Source organism: Dongshaea marina (assembly GCF_003072645.1).
Classification (GTDB): domain Bacteria; phylum Pseudomonadota; class Gammaproteobacteria; order Enterobacterales; family Aeromonadaceae; genus Dongshaea; species Dongshaea marina.
In genome coordinates this window covers 1,711,304-1,728,753 of the sequence record NZ_CP028897.1, presented here as the reverse complement: position 1 = coordinate 1,728,753, position 17,450 = coordinate 1,711,304, and the positions used below count along the sequence as shown (strand labels likewise).

The 17,450-nt window shown below is 51.1% G+C and carries 15 protein-coding genes, 4 tRNA genes and 1 pseudogene; 8 read left to right on the top strand and 12 right to left on the bottom strand.

Annotated features, from left to right (window positions below; translation table 11 throughout):
• Positions 1-8 precede the first annotated feature (8 nt).
• Entirely contained in the window at positions 9-863 is an 855-nt protein-coding gene (locus DB847_RS08415) for a substrate-binding periplasmic protein (protein ID WP_108650277.1), read from the top strand.
• Positions 864-908: 45 nt separating this feature from the next.
• Here DB847_RS08415 and pgm read toward each other — a convergent pair whose 3' ends face one another.
• Both pgm and seqA read right to left on the bottom strand, forming a co-directional pair.
• Entirely contained in the window at positions 909-2,558 is a 1,650-nt protein-coding gene (pgm, locus tag DB847_RS08410; RefSeq protein WP_108650276.1) for a phosphoglucomutase (alpha-D-glucose-1,6-bisphosphate-dependent), read from the bottom strand.
• Positions 2,559-2,587: 29 nt separating this feature from the next.
• Entirely contained in the window at positions 2,588-3,112 is a 525-nt protein-coding gene (seqA, locus tag DB847_RS08405) for a replication initiation negative regulator SeqA (RefSeq protein ID WP_108650275.1), read from the bottom strand.
• Positions 3,113-3,298: 186 nt separating this feature from the next.
• Here seqA and DB847_RS08400 point away from each other — a divergent pair, with 186 nt between their 5' ends.
• From DB847_RS08400 to fldA, 3 genes are all read left to right on the top strand, one after another.
• Positions 3,299-4,093, top strand: coding sequence for an alpha/beta fold hydrolase (locus tag DB847_RS08400; protein WP_407644457.1), 795 nt, complete (start codon positions 3,299-3,301; stop codon positions 4,091-4,093).
• A gap of 105 nt (positions 4,094-4,198) precedes the next feature.
• Positions 4,199-4,519, top strand: coding sequence for a LexA regulated protein (gene ybfE / locus DB847_RS08395; protein ID WP_108650273.1), 321 nt, complete (start codon positions 4,199-4,201; stop codon positions 4,517-4,519).
• Positions 4,520-4,521: 2 nt separating this feature from the next.
• Positions 4,522-5,034: a flavodoxin FldA gene (fldA, locus tag DB847_RS08390; RefSeq protein WP_108650272.1), complete on the top strand. Its 513-nt coding sequence runs from the start codon at positions 4,522-4,524 to the stop codon at positions 5,032-5,034.
• 503 nt (positions 5,035-5,537) lie between these two features.
• On the opposite strand, the gene DB847_RS08385 is transcribed toward fldA, so the two are convergent.
• Positions 5,538-6,785 (bottom strand): sensor histidine kinase, encoded by a 1,248-nt coding sequence (locus DB847_RS08385; RefSeq protein ID WP_108650271.1) that lies wholly within the window; start codon positions 6,783-6,785, stop codon positions 5,538-5,540.
• A 260-nt stretch (positions 6,786-7,045) separates the two neighbouring features.
• On the opposite strand from DB847_RS08385, the gene pepT reads away from it, so the two are divergent.
• Positions 7,046-8,278, top strand: coding sequence for a peptidase T (gene pepT, locus DB847_RS08380; protein WP_108650270.1), 1,233 nt, complete (start codon positions 7,046-7,048; stop codon positions 8,276-8,278).
• A gap of 63 nt (positions 8,279-8,341) precedes the next feature.
• Here the strand turns inward: pepT and clpX are convergent, their stop codons facing one another.
• The 8 genes from clpX to DB847_RS24310 form a co-directional block, all read right to left on the bottom strand.
• Positions 8,342-9,625 carry an ATP-dependent protease ATP-binding subunit ClpX gene (clpX, locus tag DB847_RS08375; protein WP_108650269.1) on the bottom strand — a complete coding sequence of 428 codons (1,284 nt, stop codon included), beginning with the start codon at positions 9,623-9,625 and terminating at the stop codon, positions 8,342-8,344.
• A gap of 88 nt (positions 9,626-9,713) precedes the next feature.
• Positions 9,714-10,337, bottom strand: coding sequence for an ATP-dependent Clp endopeptidase proteolytic subunit ClpP (gene clpP, locus DB847_RS08370; protein WP_234418537.1), 624 nt, complete (start codon positions 10,335-10,337; stop codon positions 9,714-9,716).
• Between the two features lie 84 nt (positions 10,338-10,421).
• A complete protein-coding gene (tig, locus tag DB847_RS08365) occupies positions 10,422-11,732 on the bottom strand; it encodes a trigger factor (RefSeq protein WP_108652936.1) in 1,311 nt (436 codons plus the stop codon).
• A gap of 364 nt (positions 11,733-12,096) precedes the next feature.
• A tRNA-His gene (locus tag DB847_RS08360) sits at positions 12,097-12,172 on the bottom strand.
• Between the two features lie 18 nt (positions 12,173-12,190).
• A tRNA-Arg gene (locus DB847_RS08355) sits at positions 12,191-12,267 on the bottom strand.
• Between the two features lies 1 nt (position 12,268).
• Positions 12,269-12,345: transfer RNA gene (locus DB847_RS08350), tRNA-Pro, on the bottom strand.
• Between the two features lie 27 nt (positions 12,346-12,372).
• A tRNA-Pro gene (locus DB847_RS08345) sits at positions 12,373-12,449 on the bottom strand.
• A complete protein-coding gene (locus DB847_RS24310) occupies positions 12,427-12,600 on the bottom strand; it encodes a hypothetical protein (protein ID WP_159084473.1) in 174 nt (57 codons plus the stop codon). The genes DB847_RS08345 and DB847_RS24310 overlap by 23 nt, the downstream gene beginning before the upstream one ends.
• A 96-nt stretch (positions 12,601-12,696) precedes the next feature.
• On the opposite strand from DB847_RS24310, the pseudogene folD reads away from it, so the two are divergent.
• Positions 12,697-13,550 (top strand): annotated as a pseudogene (folD, locus tag DB847_RS08340) (bifunctional methylenetetrahydrofolate dehydrogenase/methenyltetrahydrofolate cyclohydrolase FolD).
• Between the two features lie 648 nt (positions 13,551-14,198).
• Here folD and DB847_RS08335 read toward each other — a convergent pair.
• Positions 14,199-14,846 carry a hypothetical protein gene (locus DB847_RS08335; RefSeq protein ID WP_108650268.1) on the bottom strand — a complete coding sequence of 216 codons (648 nt, stop codon included), beginning with the start codon at positions 14,844-14,846 and terminating at the stop codon, positions 14,199-14,201.
• A gap of 668 nt (positions 14,847-15,514) precedes the next feature.
• Between DB847_RS08335 and DB847_RS08330 the strand changes: the two genes are divergently transcribed.
• Both DB847_RS08330 and DB847_RS08325 read left to right on the top strand, forming a co-directional pair.
• On the top strand, positions 15,515-16,330 hold the full coding sequence (locus tag DB847_RS08330) for a substrate-binding periplasmic protein (protein WP_108650267.1): 816 nt from the start codon (positions 15,515-15,517) through the stop codon (positions 16,328-16,330).
• A gap of 78 nt (positions 16,331-16,408) precedes the next feature.
• Positions 16,409-17,176, top strand: coding sequence for an SDR family NAD(P)-dependent oxidoreductase (locus DB847_RS08325; protein WP_108650266.1), 768 nt, complete (start codon positions 16,409-16,411; stop codon positions 17,174-17,176).
• Positions 17,177-17,450: the final 274 nt, after the last annotated feature.

Sequence of the window (17,450 nt, the reverse complement as noted above, 5' to 3'; positions counted from 1 at the left end):
ACCTGCCGATGAAGGTCAACCTAAACAGGAGCCGCCAGCAGCACCCGGGGAGCAAAATTATTGGCACAATGCTGGTGATGTCGCTTCTGCTCTATGCTGGTCAGCTAAACGCAACCAGTACGATCGGCTCTGCGCTCTGGGCCACCCCGGAATGGCAAGGCTATACCGATAAAGATGGCAGCGGCCTGTATAACCAGATGCTGGAGGCCATCTATGCTCCACAAAATATCCGGATCAAGCGCAGCTACGTCCCCTGGAACCGGGCCCTGAGATTAGTTCAGTCCGGACAGGCAGATATGACAGGGGCTGAGCTCAAGGCTCCCGGCTACCTCTACTCAAGGCATCCCATCATCGAAAACATTGAGGTGATCTGGTTCAAAAAGAGCACCCTCCCCAACTGGCAGGGTCTTGAGAGCCTCAAGGGGCTATCCGGCCGCTGGATCCTGGGCTATACCCAGCACATGGAAAAAGATCTGGTTCGCTATCTCAGAGGGCAACCAACCAAGTCCCGCATCAAGGCCGCAATGCTGGTGACCAAGGATCGGGCCGACTACTACCTGGATAATGTGATTCAGATGCAGCAGACCCTGGATGCAATAAAGCCTGTCCCGGATCCCTCCCTGTATCGCAAGCAGGTCATCAAATATGACCGCCTATACTGGTTGTTTGCTAACACCGCCCGGGGCAAAGCTCTCAGGGCGATATTTGACCGGCGATTCGAGCATCTCTATTGCTCCGGAAAGCTGCGCGAGCTGTACCAGCGCTGGCAGATGATTATCCAGTACCCAAGGCTGGAGATCGACTGCGCTGTTCACCTGAGCGCACCTTCAGACACAAAGAGCGGCTCTGAGCACTCCCCATAAAAAAGGCCGCTCAGTGAGCGGCCCTGCATCTTGGTCAAGCTTAGGCTACACGCCGGCTTTGGCCAGGGTATCCGAGACAATCTGCTGGGCTTCAGCCTGGATCTGCTCCAGATGATCTTCACCCAGGAAGCTCTCCATGTAGATCTTATAGATGGACTCAGTCCCCGATGGGCGCGCCGCAAACCAGCCATTTTCGGTTACTACTTTCAGGCCACCGATGGCAGCACCATTACCCGATGCCTTGGTCAGCTTCTCGACAATCGGCTCTCCGGCCAGGGTCTTAGCCTCAACCATTTGTGGGCTCAGCGCCGCCAGAACCGCCTTCTGCTCGGTATTGGCAGGAGCATCGATACGGCGATAGACAGGTGAACCAAACTGCTGCTGCAGCTCCTCATAATACTGCTGTGGATCCTTACCGGTCACCGCCAGGATCTCGGCTGCCAACAGCCCCAGGATGATCCCATCCTTGTCGGTGGTCCAGACAGTACCATCCTTGCGCAGGAATGAGGCACCGGCGCTCTCTTCACCGCCAAAGCCAAAGCTTCCATCCAGCAGGCCATCCACAAACCACTTAAAGCCTACCGGTACCTCTTTGAGCTCACGGCCGATCGATTTCGCCACCCGGTCAATCATTGAAGAAGAGACCAGGGTCTTACCCACGGCCGCATCGGCAGACCAGCCTTTACGGTGGGTGAACAGGTAATGGATCGCCACCGCCAGGTAGTGATTCGGATTCATCAGGCCCTGCTTGGTCACTATGCCGTGACGATCGTAGTCAGGGTCATTACCGATCGCGATATCAAACTTATCTTTGAGTTCGATGAGTGAGGCCATCGCATAGGGACTGGAGCAGTCCATGCGAATTTTACCATCCTTATCCAGGGTCATGAAGGAGAAGGATGGATCCACCTGGTAGTTCACCACATCCAGATTCAGACCATAACGCTTGCCGATCACATCCCAGTAAGCAATGCCCGAGCCACCCAGAGGATCAACACCCAGATGGATGTTGGCCTTACGGATCGCATCAAAATCGATCACCTGCTCCAGGTCATTCACATAAGGGGTGACATAGTCATACTCTTCAACCCACTCAGAAGCCAGCGCCTCCTCATAAGGCAGCCGCTTCACACCGCTGAGTCCATCTGCCAGCAGCGCATTGGCACGGTTCTCGACCAGTTTGGTGATCTCACCCTCGGCCGGGCCACCGTGTGGTGGATTATATTTATAGCCGCCATCCTGAGGTGGATTGTGAGAAGGAGTGATCACAATGCCATCGGCCTTATCGGCAGCCCCGTTACGGTTATGGGTCAAAATCGCATGAGAGATCACCGGGGTTGGGGTATAGCCATGACCCTTTTGGATCCGCACCTTCACGCCATTGGCTGCAAAGACCTCAACCGCAGTGACGAAAGCCGCCTCTGACAGGGCATGAGTATCCATGCCGATATACAGGGGTCCCTCAATTCCTTCTGAGGCGCGATACTCTGCAACCGCCTGTGAGACCGCCTGGATATGAGCTTCGTTAAAGGATTTCGCAAATGAGTTGCCGCGATGGCCAGAGGTTCCAAAGGCTACCTTTTGCTCAGCCTGTGATGCATCGGGCTGATTATAGTAATAGGCGGCAACCAGTCTTGGGATGTTGGTCAGATCTTCTACCTGGGCGCGCTGCCCAGCACGTGGATGTTGTGCCATAGTCTTCCTTTTCCAGCAAATAAGATATTCTAAATTCTGTCGCAAACAGCCTGGATCAGAGATTTGTTGTATCCCATATTCTCCATCAGCTGAATCAGTATATTTCGTTTCCGGCTCGTGTTGGTGTTGGTGATCACCCAGTAAGGGGTTTGCGGGATCGGTCGTGGCTTAGTGGTTTTTCCGGTCGCCAACAGTTCCTCCTGGCTCCTGGAAAAATAGACACGTTTACGGCCCCGGATATCCGCAGCGCGGATAAACGCCTGCTGTTGATCCTGGTAGAGACAACTTAGGATCCGCATAAAGCGTGCGATCGATGTCTCTTCACTCTGGGTATCAATACTCGCTAACAACTCCCCCGTCGAGGGAAGGTGTGCCATAGCCTGCTCACCCGACTCTGCACCCTGCGGAGCTAGCGATCCGGCATGAGTGGTTGCCGCCACCGGAGCCTGAGCCTGCAGCAAACGGCGCAAGATGTCGGATGCACTTTCTCCGATATGACGGGTCTGACTGGCTATGTAAAAATACAGTTCGTCATCGACCTCAATAGTTTTCATAATGCGTCTGACCAATCCAATAACAGATGAAACAGCGCCGATTATACACAGCCTCAATGCGCTCTGAAAGTGCTCCTTGCATTGAGCGCCGATCCTGGCTGCCGATAGCGCAAAGATGCGCCAACCTTGGCATTGCGCCGATGCCAAGGCAAAATAAACACAATCTACCAACAAGATACAAACATGATGCAACTTTCTTATCGGATCCTGGGACAAGGCCAGCCGATCCTGTTACTCCATGGACTATTTGGCGATCGAGGCAATCTCAACGTAATCGCAAAACATCTTGAGCCCGATATGCAGGTGATCTCGGTCGATCTCAGAAACCATGGTGACTCCCCCCATAGTGATACCCACGACTATCCGTCGATGGCCCAGGACATCCTCAAACTTCTCGAAACACTAGAGCTCAATCAATGCCACCTGCTTGGCCACTCGATGGGAGGCAAGGTTGCGATGCAGCTTGCCCTCATCGCACCTGAGAGGATCCTAAGCCTGATGGTGGCAGACATGGCCCCGGTTCCCTACACAGAAGATCGCCATAGCGCCGTCTTTAAAGCACTCAAACAGGTCGAACAGGCCCGGGTATCCAGTCGTCAGCAGGCCGAACAGCTTCTCTCGACCCAACTCGACTGCCCCGCTACCCGGCAGTTTTTATTAAAATCCCTAACTCTGAAAAGTGGCTACGGCCAGTGGAAGTTCAACCGCGCCGCTCTTGAGGCTAACTATCAAAACATCATGGACTGGCCGTCACAGGATAGCCAATATCCCGGACCAACCCTGTTTATCAAGGGAGGAGAGTCAGACTACATCCAGGCCGCCCATCAGCAAGCCATTGCCGGGCTGTTTCCGAACGCCCAAGCCAAAGTAATCCTGGGTACCGGCCACTGGTTACACGCAGAAAAACCCAGGTTATTTAACCGGACAATCAGCGAGTTCCTCTGCAGCGCGGTTAACAGTCAAACGGGAACTATGATATAGTCTTTGGTTCGCAAAAGGATTGCCGGTTTCGGGTGGAAAAACCCTGTCGGTAAAAGAACAATCGCTCGAACCTCGAGAAGCTAACGGGTTACACTGCGGAACATTATGGCAAAACAACAAAGCGATCGGATCACTATCGATCTTTTTGCAGATGAGAAACGTCCTGGTCGTCCCAGAACCAACCCTCATCCCCGCTCCATGCAGATGAAGATCAATAAGCGCAATCAGCTCAAACGAGATAAAGAGAAGGGCTTGCGCCGTATTGAACTGAAAGTCCAGCAGCCAATCTTCGAGCAGCTCAACCGTTTAGCTGAGGCCTACAGTATCAGCCGTAGTGAGTTGATTGTTTCAATGCTTGAGCAACAGATTGCTGAGCATAACACCCATCTGAATATAAGTGACTCCCATACAATAGGTGAAAGTTGATTATGGCAAAAATAGGTCTGTTTTTTGGAAGCGATACAGGAAATACCGAAGCGGTAGCTGAGTTGATCCAAAAAGAGTTTGATGACTCTGTGGTGGAGATCCACGACATCGCAAAGAGCACCAAAGCAGATATTGAGCAGTTTGATACACTGATCTTTGGCATTCCCACCTGGTATTATGGTGAAGCCCAGGCTGACTGGGACGATTTTTTCCCCGAGCTTGAGAATATCGATTTCACTGGTAAGACCGCAGCAATCTTTGGTTGCGGTGATCAGGAAGATTATGCAGAGTACTTCCTGGATGCGATGGGAACCCTGCGCGACATCATAGAACCTCGTGGCGCCAAGATCGTCGGTCACTGGTCGACCGATAGCTACGAGTTCGAAGAGTCCAAGGCAAAGATCAGCGATGATATGTTTGTTGGGCTGGGCATCGACGAAGATCGTCAACCTGAGTTAACCCAGAGCCGGATCACCAGCTGGTGCACTCAACTCAAACAGGAGATGGGGCTCTAATCCCCCTCTTTCACCGCAGGGTAGGCTCTCTGCCCTGCGCTTGCCCCCGACCTCCCTCTGCAATCGAAACTCTCAGGCAGCGCTGGCCTCTCCTATTTTGAGCCAAATCAAAAGCTCCGACAGAACTTAGCAACATTTTTTTAAAAAAGATGATTGTCGTGGGAACTTTCTACAACTTAGGGGACTCTATATATATGCCACTGCAATTAAGCACTAAGCCTTGCCCAGCAATCTACTTCGCTGGGCTTTTTTTTGGCTGTTATTTAGGATCTGCAGTTGGCAATTTTTTCATCCAGCAAGCCTGTTGATGTGTGGTCTAGTTGCTCTACCTAAGCATCCGATAACGCTGCTGGGAGGAAAAATAGCCACAGCTCTTCGGGTTGTGCCTAAATAAGGCCTGTTCATTGTTGCTCACCACTGATTTAGAACCGCGTAGCTCGCGTCGCGAACAGATCATTTTCAGGGGCAACAGGTTCTAAATTGGAAACATCAACAGAGCCTGGTTATTGTTGATCGGTTGGGAAGCGGATAAAGAAAGAAGTTCCCTCACCCGGGACACTCTCACAGCGCACCTCACCCGATAAGCCTTCAATCAGGTGATGCACTATGTTCAAACCAAGCCCGGTTCCACCATCATCCTCTGCGGTGGTAAAGTAGGGCTCAAAAATATGCGGGAGTACATCGGGCGCGATCCCCACCCCGTTATCCCGAACCTCGAGGCTAATATTCTGTCGATCCACCGTAAGAGCAATCACTATCTGCTTAGACTCCCTGTCATCGACAAAAGCGTGGCGTACCGCATTGATCAATAGATTGGAGAGGATCCGCGAGAACGAACCAGGATAGGTCTCGACGGTTTCATCGACATCCAACTCGGTGATGATCTCGATCTGCTTCTTACGATACAGAGGGTGCAGGGTCTCCAGCAGCTCCTCGGTATATTTCCCGAGATCAACCTGGCGACGCTCGTCATGAAACTGATCCCAGGAGAGTTGTTTCAGGTTTTCAAGAAGATGCAGCGAGCGCTGCAGATTCTTTTGCAAGATATCGTGTGATTCACTCAAGGTCTCCATAAACTGATTGAGAACCGACTTAGTCAGCCCCTGCCCCAGTGCCTTGGTGAAATTCTTCTGAGCCACCTCAATCACACTGACGGCCCCGATACAGACCCCGAGCGGTGTTTTCAGATCATGAGAGAAACCGGCCAGCATCTCACCACACATCGCCATCTTCTCCGACTCCACCAGATGCTGTTGCAGGCGGTCCAGCTCCCGCTTCACCAGCCGGTGCTGGGTCTCGGTGAGCTCGAGACGCCCCTGCTGCTGCTCTAAGAGCTGCATCGCTTTTGCAAGGGCTTCACACTCAGTCTCATTATCTTTGCAGGGCGGGATCTGCTCCTCAAGATTGACAATCCCCTTTGAAGTACCTTGCTCATTGGGCACCCCAATCATCACCAGCCACCCCTGGGGTTCATAAGCAACCGGGTAGGCATCGAAACAGAGCTTGGGATCATTCCTGCTGGTAAAACAGAAGCACTCGCCGGAATGGAGTCGCCATTTGTCCGGCTCAAACCCGCACATGGGAGTCTTGAGATCTAAAAGGCTTTCAAGAGAGGCACCCTGAGTAACATCGGGTAATAACTCACGGATCCGGCTTCCCCAGCCGACGACCCTGAGCTCATCATCCAAGGTTAAGGTGCAAGCACTGTGATTTAAGCATTCATCAGCATCAATTACAGAGCATTTAGCCATAAAAAATCCATATCTATATCTATATCTATGAGTGTTCCTGTATCCTCTCTTGCCCTCATGGCAAGGCTCACCGGAGTTAAACTCCTACAACCCTAAGTCAAGCACAAAATCATCAAGAGTCGGTAACATTTATATAAAATAATTCTAGAAAACCATTTAGTTATCCTTTTCTAAACAAAAGATCCCGGGTCAAATCGCAATTTACCTCTCCCTTGCCCCGCGGTAGGATAGCTTTCTAATCTTTCATGAATGGAAAAAAAATGGATAGCCTGGTTTCACGATTTTATGAATTGATCGCCTTCAATACTCAGTCTAATGAAGCGTGTAGCGACTGCCCCTCCACCCCGGGTCAACTTGAGCTGGCTCGCCATCTGGAGCAGCAACTCAAGAGCCTGCAGCTTGAAGATATTAACCTGGACGAAAATGGCTACCTGACCGCCTGTTTACCCTCAAACAGTCAGAAATCGATCCCGACTATCGGCTTTATCGCCCACCTGGATACTGCTCCGGATTTCAGTGGTGCCAATGTGAAGGCGCAGCTCATCGAAAACTACCAGGGACAGGTGATCCCCTTAGGCGACAGTGGTGAGATCCTTTCCCCTGAGGAGTTTCCCGAACTAAACCACTACCTGGGAGATACCCTGATCACCACAGACGGAACCACATTGCTCGGTGCCGACAACAAGGCCGGTGTCTGTGAGATCCTCGAGGCCATCAGCTATCTTAAGCAGCACCCGGAAATTGAGCATGGCCCTATCCTGCTTGGCTTTACCCCGGACGAGGAGATTGGCCGTGGAGCCGATCACTTCCCGATGGACCGCTTCCCGGCAAAGTGGGCCTATACAGTCGATGGTGGGGAGTTAGGTGAGCTTGAGTATGAAAATTTTAACGCCGCCACCGCTACAGTCATCATTCGCGGCAATAATGTTCATCCGGGAACAGCCAAAGGGATCATGGTCAATAGCCAGCACCTGGCTGCACGCTTTCACCTGGAGCTTCCCTCAGAGCAAACTCCGGAGTGCACCGAAGGCTACCAGGGCTTTTTCCACCTGATCGGCACCACGGGCTCGGTTGAGCAAACCACCCTGACCTACATCATTCGCGACTTTGAGATGAAAGGGTTTGCGGCACGTAAACAGCTGATGGAGAAGATGGTTGCAGAGTTTAACCGCAGTGAAGGAGTCGAGCGTTTTAGCCTGCACCTCGAAGACAGCTACTTCAATATGCGCAGCCAAGTCGAGCCCCACATGCATATCGTAGAAACCGCTCGCCAGGCGATGGAGAATCTGGATATTAAGCCTAAGATCGTGCCGATCCGTGGCGGAACCGATGGATCTCGCCTCTCCTATATGGGTCTTCCCTGCCCCAATATCTTTACCGGCGGCCATAACTTCCACGGCAAACACGAGTATATCTCGGTGCAATCGATGCACAAGACAGTCGCAACCCTGGTCGAGATCGCCCGCCTGACCGCCGAGCGCGTTAGCGATTAATCGCAGATCTCAGGCATAAAAAAAGGAGCCAATGGCTCCTTTTTTGTCCGTCAAACGGCTGGATTAATCGCCACTGGCTGCAGAGGGCTCTTTACTCTCATAGATGAGGATGGGATCGGACTCACCGTTCACCACAGTCTCATCGATCACCACCTTGGCAACATCCTCCTGGGATGGCAGCTCATACATGGTATCGAGCAGAATATCCTCCACAATTGAGCGCAGGCCACGAGCACCGGTCTTACGCTCCATCGCCTTGGCGGCAATCGCCTTGAGCGCGTCATCACGAAACTCCAACTCAGCGCCTTCCAGAGCGATCAGCGCACCATACTGCTTGGTCAACGCATTCTTAGGCTCCTTGAGGATCTGAACCAAGGCCTCTTCATCCAGCTCGCCCAGAGTGGTCACCACAGGCAGGCGCCCGATAAACTCAGGGATCAGACCATATTTGATCAGATCCTCTGGCTCTACCTGAGCAAAAATCTCGCTCAGCGAGCTGTGATCATCCTTGGAGCGAACATCCGCACCAAAACCGATTCCGGTTCCGGTTGCCACACGACGCTCAATCACCTTATCCAAGCCGGCAAAAGCACCACCACAAATGAACAGGATCTTGGAGGTATCAACCTGCAGGAACTCCTGCTGAGGGTGTTTACGTCCGCCCTGAGGTGGTACCGAAGCAACCGTACCCTCAATCAGCTTGAGCAGAGCCTGCTGAACACCTTCACCCGACACATCACGGGTAATGGATGGGTTATCGGACTTGCGTGAGATCTTATCGATCTCATCGATATAGACGATGCCTCGCTGGGCCTTCTCTACATCGTAATCACACTTTTGCAGCAGCTTCTGGATGATGTTCTCGACATCCTCACCCACATAACCGGCTTCGGTCAATGTAGTCGCATCCGCCAGGGTGAAAGGCACATCCAGGAAGCGAGCCAGGGTCTCAGCCAGCAAGGTCTTACCCGAGCCAGTTGGGCCGATCAGCAGGATGTTACTCTTGCCCAGCTCAACCCCGCCTTCCATATCACCGCTACGCAGGCGCTTATAGTGGTTGTAAACAGCAACCGCCAGAACCTTCTTGGCATGCTCCTGCCCAATGACATACTCTTCCAGATGGGCCCGAATCTCATGAGGTGTCGGCAGGCGATCCCGCTCTACCTTCTCCGCGACGATCTCCTTGATCTCCTCGCGAATAATATCGTTACAAAGATCGACACACTCATCGCAAATATAAACAGAAGGGCCAGCAATCAGTTTGCGCACCTCATGCTGACTTTTGCCGCAAAAAGAGCAATAAAGCACTTTGCTTCGCTCTCCTTCGCCCTTGCGCTTATCAGTCATTCATCAACCTCTTTTTCAGGCAAGGGGAAAGTGCGTCTCCCCCCTTTCATAACATAGTTCCAGTGTATAACAGTCAAGGCAGATTTACTTAACCGCGATGCGTCAACACAGAATCAACCAGACCATACTCCACCGCCTGCTCTGCAGACATGAAGTTATCCCGATCCGTATCTCCCTCAATCACCTCCAGAGGCTGTCCTGTATGCTCGGCCAGAAGTTGATTGAGCTTCTGCTTGGTCTTGAGGATCTCCTGGGCATGGATCTGAATATCCGATGCCTGCCCCTGGAAACCACCCAGCGGCTGATGGATCATCACCCGCCCGTTTGGCAGACAGTGCCGTTTGCCCTTGGCACCACCAGCCAACAGGAAGGCACCCATAGAGCAAGCCTGCCCCATACATACGGTGCTGATATCCGGTTTAATAAACTGCATGGTGTCATAGATAGCCATGCCCGCGGTCACTGAGCCACCCGGAGAGTTAATATACAAAAAGATATCTTTTTCCGGACTCTCGGACTCCAGGAACAGCAACTGCGCCACGATCAGGTTTGCCATGTGATCTTCAACCTGGCCGGTCAAAAAGATCACTCGCTCTTTCAACAGACGTGAATAGATATCATAAGAACGCTCACCTTTGGCAGTTTGCTCAACAACCATAGGAACCAGCGCACTAGACAGGCTTCCTGCATTACTCATCATTTCTATCGACATAATCTTGTGTCCCTAAAAAGAATGGCCCGGTGAAAACACTCGGGCCATTATACGCAAAGCCTTAGATATTAAGTCAACTTGCGATTAAGCGCTTGCTGCAGTGTTGTTGATAACTTCGTCAAAGCTCATGGTTTTATCAGAAACCTTAGCCTTTTCCAGGATCATATCAACGACCTGATCTTCCAGAACCAGGTTACGAACACCTGTCAGCAGGTTTTCGTTGTTGTAGTAGTGATCTACAACTTCTGAAGGATCTTCATAAGCGCTCGCCATAGACTCGATGGTCGACTTCACGCGCTCTTCGTCTGCCTTCATCTCGCTTTCACGGATCAGCTCGCCCAGCAGCAGACCTACACGTACGCGACGCTCAGCCTGGTCCTTGAACAGCTCATCCGGCAGTTGAGGGGCCTTGTCAGCTGGCATGTTGCCAAAACGCTGCATCGCCTGCTCACGCAGAGTCTGAACTTCCTGAGCAACCGCTGCAGAAGGCAGGTCGAACTCGTTCTTAGATACCAGACCATCCAGAACCTGCTCTTTGATGCGGTTACGGATGTTTTGCTCCAGCTCGCGAGTCATGTTCTTGCGGATCTCAGCCTTCAGGCCGTCCACAGAACCGTCTTCGATACCGAAACGCTTCACAAACTCTTCAGTCAGCTCTGGCAGTTCCTGCTCTTCAACACGGTTGATGGTGATCGCAAACTGTGCCGCTTTACCCTTGAGGTTCTCAGCGTGATACTCTTCAGGGAAAGTCACATCGATGGTGAACTCATCACCCTGCTTCTTACCGATGATGCCATCTTCAAAGCCAGGGATCATGCGACCAGCGCCCATCACCAGGTCAAAGTTCTCGGCCTTACCGCCTTCGAACTCTTCACCGTCAACACTGCCGATGAAGTTGATGTTCACGCGGTCTTCGTTCTGACACTCGCGCTCAACCTCTGTCCAGCCTGCCTGCTGCTTACGCAGAGTCTCGATCATGTTGTCCAGATCAGCGTCCTGGATCTCGGCAACCGGCTTCTCAACTTCGATCTCTTCCAGACCTTCAACCTTCACTTCAGGATAAACTTCGAAGCTCGCGGTGAAAGAGAAATCTTCGCCCTGCTTGATCTCAGGAGCATCCATAGCAGGAGCACCCGCTGGATTGAGCTTCTCAGAGATGATCGCTTCGATAAAGTTGCGCTGCATGATATCGCCAGCGACATCGGCAGAAACAGCCTGACCATACATCTTACGAACAATGCTAAGGGGAGCCTTGCCCTGACGGAAACCATCGATGCGACGGGTCTTTGCCAGGTTACGCAGGCGGTTATTGATTTCAGCGTCAATCTTTTCCGCTGGAACAGTAATAGTAAGGCGACGGCCTAGGCCTTCAGTCGACTCTACAGAAACTTGCATCTTGTTACCTCGATTTACGGCAGCGTTCATCTCGCTGCTCACCAATTCGCTTCAGACAGAACTCTCTGCCTGGATTCCCCTCAATTGAAGGCAGTACCTGCCTTCAGAGCGTATGAAAATCAGACGCGCCATTATAGCGGCGCTTTGATCGCGAGTCGAGCCGTACACCGCTTTTTAACGGCCTGATTGCTCCTTGCTCGACACGAATAATTCGAGCGACTCTCACCCTTGTACCTGAAGTGGGGATCCCAGGTTCAGGATTCAACCCCTGAAACAGAAAAAAATAAAAAGCGAGATGCGATTAAGATGATCGGGCTCTGGTTAGCGAAGATGTAGATACAAAGCAGGGTAAAACCAAGAGAGATGGGGTGGCTAATGGGATTTGAACCCACGACAACCGGAATCACAATCCGGGGCTCTACCAACTGAGCTATAGCCACCATAGAGATGTGAGATAATGGCGCGCCCTACAGGATTCGAACCTGTGACCCACGGCTTAGAAGGCCGTTGCTCTATCCAGCTGAGCTAAGGGCGCCTGGTCGGTGAGGAGGGATTCGAACCCCCGACCCTCTGGTCCCAAACCAGATGCGCTACCAAGCTGCGCTACTCACCGTAATCTCATTGTCAGTAAAAATCAAGTTGGTCGGTGAGGAGGGATTCGAACCCCCGACCCTCTGGTCCCAAACCAGATGCGCTACCAAGCTGCGCTACTCACCGAACAAGCCAGAGCTAACTGACGGGGAAGAATCCTAGCCATTTCGCCTAGTTCGGTCAAACTTTTTTTTGCCTGTCCGAACTGTTTGTTTAAATGCCCAGCAGGATGGAGAAATAATCCTCCGCCAAAACGAACTATCAGCTTTTTATTCACAATTCTCCCCCTTTATTACAACATCTTGTACTGACAAGGCCCCCGAAAAATAGGACAATGCGCACTGATGTTTCACGGCCGAAAAGAAGACCCCCCATGCCTGCACAGCTCATTGATGGAAAAGCGATCGCTCAGCAAGTTAAACAAGGTATTGCCTCCGAGGTAAAAGAACGCCTCGCCCGGGGTGAACGTCCCCCCGGATTGGCAGTTATTTTGGTCGGTGATGATCCGGCCTCACAAGTCTATGTCGGCAGCAAGCGCCGCTCCTGTGATGAAGTCGGCTTTATCTCTAAGTCTGCAGACCTGCCTGAATCGGTCACCGAGGCCGAGCTTCTCAATGTGATTGAGGAGTTTAACCAGGACCCCAGTATCGATGGCATCCTAGTTCAGCTACCCCTGCCTGAGCATATCGACTCGGTGAAAGTCATCGAAGCGATTCGCCCCGATAAGGATGTGGATGGATTCCACCCCTACAATATCGGGCGACTGGTCCAGCGCAACCCGGCGCTGCGAGCCTGCACCCCGAAGGGGATGATGACCCTGCTTGAGTCTCTGGATGTGGAGATCCGCGGTCTCAATGCCCTGATCATCGGTGCCTCAAATATCGTGGGTCGCCCGATGAGCCTGGAGCTGCTGCTGGCGGGCTGCACCACCACGGTATCCCATCGTTTTACCAAGGATCTCGAATCCCATGTGCGTAACGCCGATCTGCTGATCGTTGCCGTGGGTAAACCCCAGATGATCCCGGGTGACTGGATAAAACCCGGTGCGATTGTGATTGATGTCGGGATCAACCGCCTGGAGAGCGGAAAACTGGTGGGAGATGTCGACTTTGAGTCCGCCAGCCAAAACGCCGCTTATATTACCCCGGTTCCCGGGGGGTTGGCCCGATGACGGTTGCCTCCCTGCTGGAGAACACCCTCATCGCCTGTCGGGACTACCATAGTTAACCGCTTCTATATAAGGGGAGTGCATCCCCCTTCCTCCACGCTCAAACTTTATATCCTACGGATACCCGTTTTGCACTACGCAGCATAGATGTCGTGGTCGCCCGACAGCGAGCAAAGGCCGTTCTCAGGCGGCTACCATCCTGATAGCCCTCTCCAGTTCGCAGTCCATTGCTCTCGCTACGTGCTTTGCAACTCCACCCTGCCTTCCACGGCATTGATACATCCTGTATTGCAGGAAACGGCCTTCCCCTGATACACAGGGAGGTGTGAATGCCGCGCTAGACAAGGGTGTAGTTACTCCCGGAGTAACGTAACGCGAGGGAGGGAGACTGAGCAGGAAAGGATTATCATGGATGATAATCGGCGTTAACGGCGTGTAATCCCTCGCGCCCCAGACCTCGCTTTCCCCTCATCTATCCTGGGGCTTAAAGAATAATCATCCATAACATTCGCTATGGCTACACAACGAATTAGCGATGATTTAAGGAGGCATAAGAATCGGAGGGCACACCCAGAATCGTTAGGCGACTGGGGGAGCTGAATCTCCCATATAGAGCGTATCAATAAAGAGAGAGGCAGGATGTCATTATACAACCTGCCTCTGGAAAGAACATAAGCCTTATATTGCTTGGCTATTTAATGCAAGTGTCAGTTAAAAAAGTAGACCCCAGGACCTTTATTGGATGTTTTAGTGACGCATTTTGTAAATACAACACTTGAATCAATTGCTACTGAGAACACTCCCACCCCTTCACAAGGATTTTGTACAGGATCTCCACCCGAAACTGAAAATGTTTGACAATCCCCCACGACCTCAATGGCTCTATCATACAAGTCAAACTTAGCTGAGACATTCTCAGGAGAGCATGAAACACTCGCATAGCTAGCCGAATTCAACAACATGAGCTGATGTTTTATCGCTGGATGCTCTCCGACCAAACTTGCACACTTGTTCTCGTTGTTGAAGCGCAAACACATATCACCTGTCAGTTGATCAACTTCTCGGATGATAAAGTTCCCAGTGCTTCTATTCTTACGGTGCTCCGTTGATCGTGTCCCAAGATCATACTGATACCCGTTAGCCAGCGTTACATATAGATGAACAGAGTTTATATCCTTTTTCGAAGACAGCTGAACTTTTGCTATCTTGTCACCAGCTGATACATCGGTGCTCAGTTCTTGACCATTGAATCCAATTTTGACACTTTTTATATCCAATGGACTATTACCGGAATTAAGAGTCATTTGATCACAGCTTTGCTGTGGATTTTTAGTATTGCCTGAGAGCAAATACATAGACCATCTACGCTGTCCCTCAGGAACTTTGGTAAAAGAGCATTTAGTACTAGCATATGTTGTATGTATCGTTCCGAGACATAAGATAAATAGCAAACAAGATCTCAAAAGACTCGTACCAAACCGAGCATTGTTAGTAAGCAGCATTTTTAATTACCTGAAAGTAAAAACAAAAATAAATTTAGTTCAAATGGATCCATTTATAATCATGATGGTGCTAATGGAGAGTTAATTAGCACCATCATCAATCTTCAAATGAATCCGAAAAGGTTTCGAGTGAATCAATAATCACTTGATTTCGCGAGGACGTTTAAAATGGACTTTAAACGCAGCGAAAATTAAGTATACCTAATCATTTATTGTACAAAAAGCACTTTTTGAAAAGCCTTGCCGAATAATCTGAAAAGGCCCGGGAAACCAGCATTACATCGATCCGGTGACGATTGCGGCCGCTAGTAAATGCGCCACTGGTACAAGCCCAGTCCTAAAGATGTCAGTATTGTTCCAATGGCAAGTCTTCGTTTGACTGGACTCGGCAGTAAGAAGATGCTGCGATCTGGTGCGCTAACCAAGTCATTGCCAGTCGCTGTCTGTGCAATCGAAGCTTTGAACCATTGAGCATTCACCCTGGCTCACCTAATCTTAGAGTTAACCACTAAGAGGATGCCATGATTCAGTTTACCTCCTTAATCATCGCTGGGTTCGCGGCCCTCACCCTGAATAGTTTCACTGCATTTGCCACTTCACTGGGAGACTCAGAAAAGCCTAGAGTTGCGCCAGAGCCACTCACCATTCTGACCGCGGAGATCCCTCCCCTGTTGGGAGAGAAGAATGCGATCATGACCGATATCACCCGCGCTGCTTTCAAGGCCAGCGGGATCCAGACCAAATTTGTTTCTCAGCCTGTGGTTCGGATCACCCGCTCCCTGACCAAACAAAAGTATTGTCTCGCCACCGGTAGTCGCAACTGGTTCGAAACCACCGAGCAGAAGAACAAGATATTTATCAATATCTACAACACCGATCTGCACTTTTTCTATCTCAAGCAGCGCTTTCCAGACGGATTAATATATCACCAGCTTAAAGAGCTGGCCGGACTCAAGATAGGTGTGCTGCGAAGCCCCCTTTTCTTGGTGCATTTTCAGGGCAGCCCGCTATTACCCAATATCTACTATTCAAACACCATGGAGCAAAACCTGAGAAAGACCTACCTGGGGCGGGTCGATCTGTTTATCGCCTCCGCTCTCACCGGCTGGATGCTGATCGATGCGATCTACCCACAGAGCTCAGATCAGTTTGAGATGGATCCGAAATCGCTTTTCTACGCCTCGGGTGACCTTGTCTTTCTCAGAGAGTGCCAACAACATATACAAGATTTCAAACAAGGCTTGGCACAGATAAAAGCCAACGGAAGCTACCAACAGATCCTAAGGCACTACTATGGCCCCCATCAGATCCCTCCCGGGGTATTCGCCAAAGATTAGGCTCTGTTGGTTTCGGTATCAGATATAATGGCGACCATCCCCTGCGGCCTCCATTAATAACGATATTGGAACATAATAATGAACTACCAAAATCAGGTTTCCTATCAATCATTGAAAGATAAAGTAGTTGTCATCACAGGTGGTGCGAATGGGATCGGCGAGGAGCTGGTTCGAGCCTATGTTAGCCAGGGCTCAAAGGTTGCGTTCCTGGATTTTGATAAGAAAAGTGCTGAACTGCTTGCCTCAGAGCTGGGCTGTTTATTTCTGTACTGTGATGTGACCAACACTTCACAGCTCAAAGACTGTTTTGCACAAGTTGCAGCCAATCTTGGGGATGTTGATATCCTGATCAACAACGTTGGCTGTGATGACCACCATAAGCTTGAAGATATAACCGAGGAGTATTTCGACAACCGGATCAACATCAACCTGCGCCACCAGCTTTTTGCCATTCAGTGTGTCATTGAGGGAATGGCCAAAAAAGGCTCGGGATCCATCATCAACATGGGCTCGATTAACTGGATGCGTGGTCGCCCCGGGCGGGTTTGCTACTCACTCTCCAAGGCTGCGATCAACGGCTTTACCCGAACTCTGGCTCAGGAGCTTGGCGATCGCGGCATTCGGGTCAACAGCCTGGTTCCCGGGGCGATCCGCACCGCGAAACAGGATTCAATGTGGGCCGAGCTGGATCCTACCCAGATCGACCGGTTTATTGAACTCCAGGCTCTCAAGATCCGCCTGGATGGCACCCACTGTGCCAGGCTCGCTCTTTTTCTTGGCTCTGATGAATCCTGCGGCTGCACCGGTCAAAACTATATCGTCGATGCAGGACTTACGTTGAACTAAGGCTCGTACTACGAACTTCATATATATTCTGCAGATGGCTGTTTGCCACTATGTGGCAAGTGTCGGTCTTGCCCGACCGGCAAGCAAAGGGGCAAACGCCTTTCCCCTTTGCAATCCCCTGGCGCCCCGGACCTCGCTGAGTCTTCGGCTTCCCTAAGGATTAAGGCACAGCTTATCATGGATGATATCCGCGATGAAAAGGCATCCAGTACATGGACGTACTGTTTGCCTGTACCTCTGCGAATTTGAAACTTGAAGATGAAGAAAATACCAG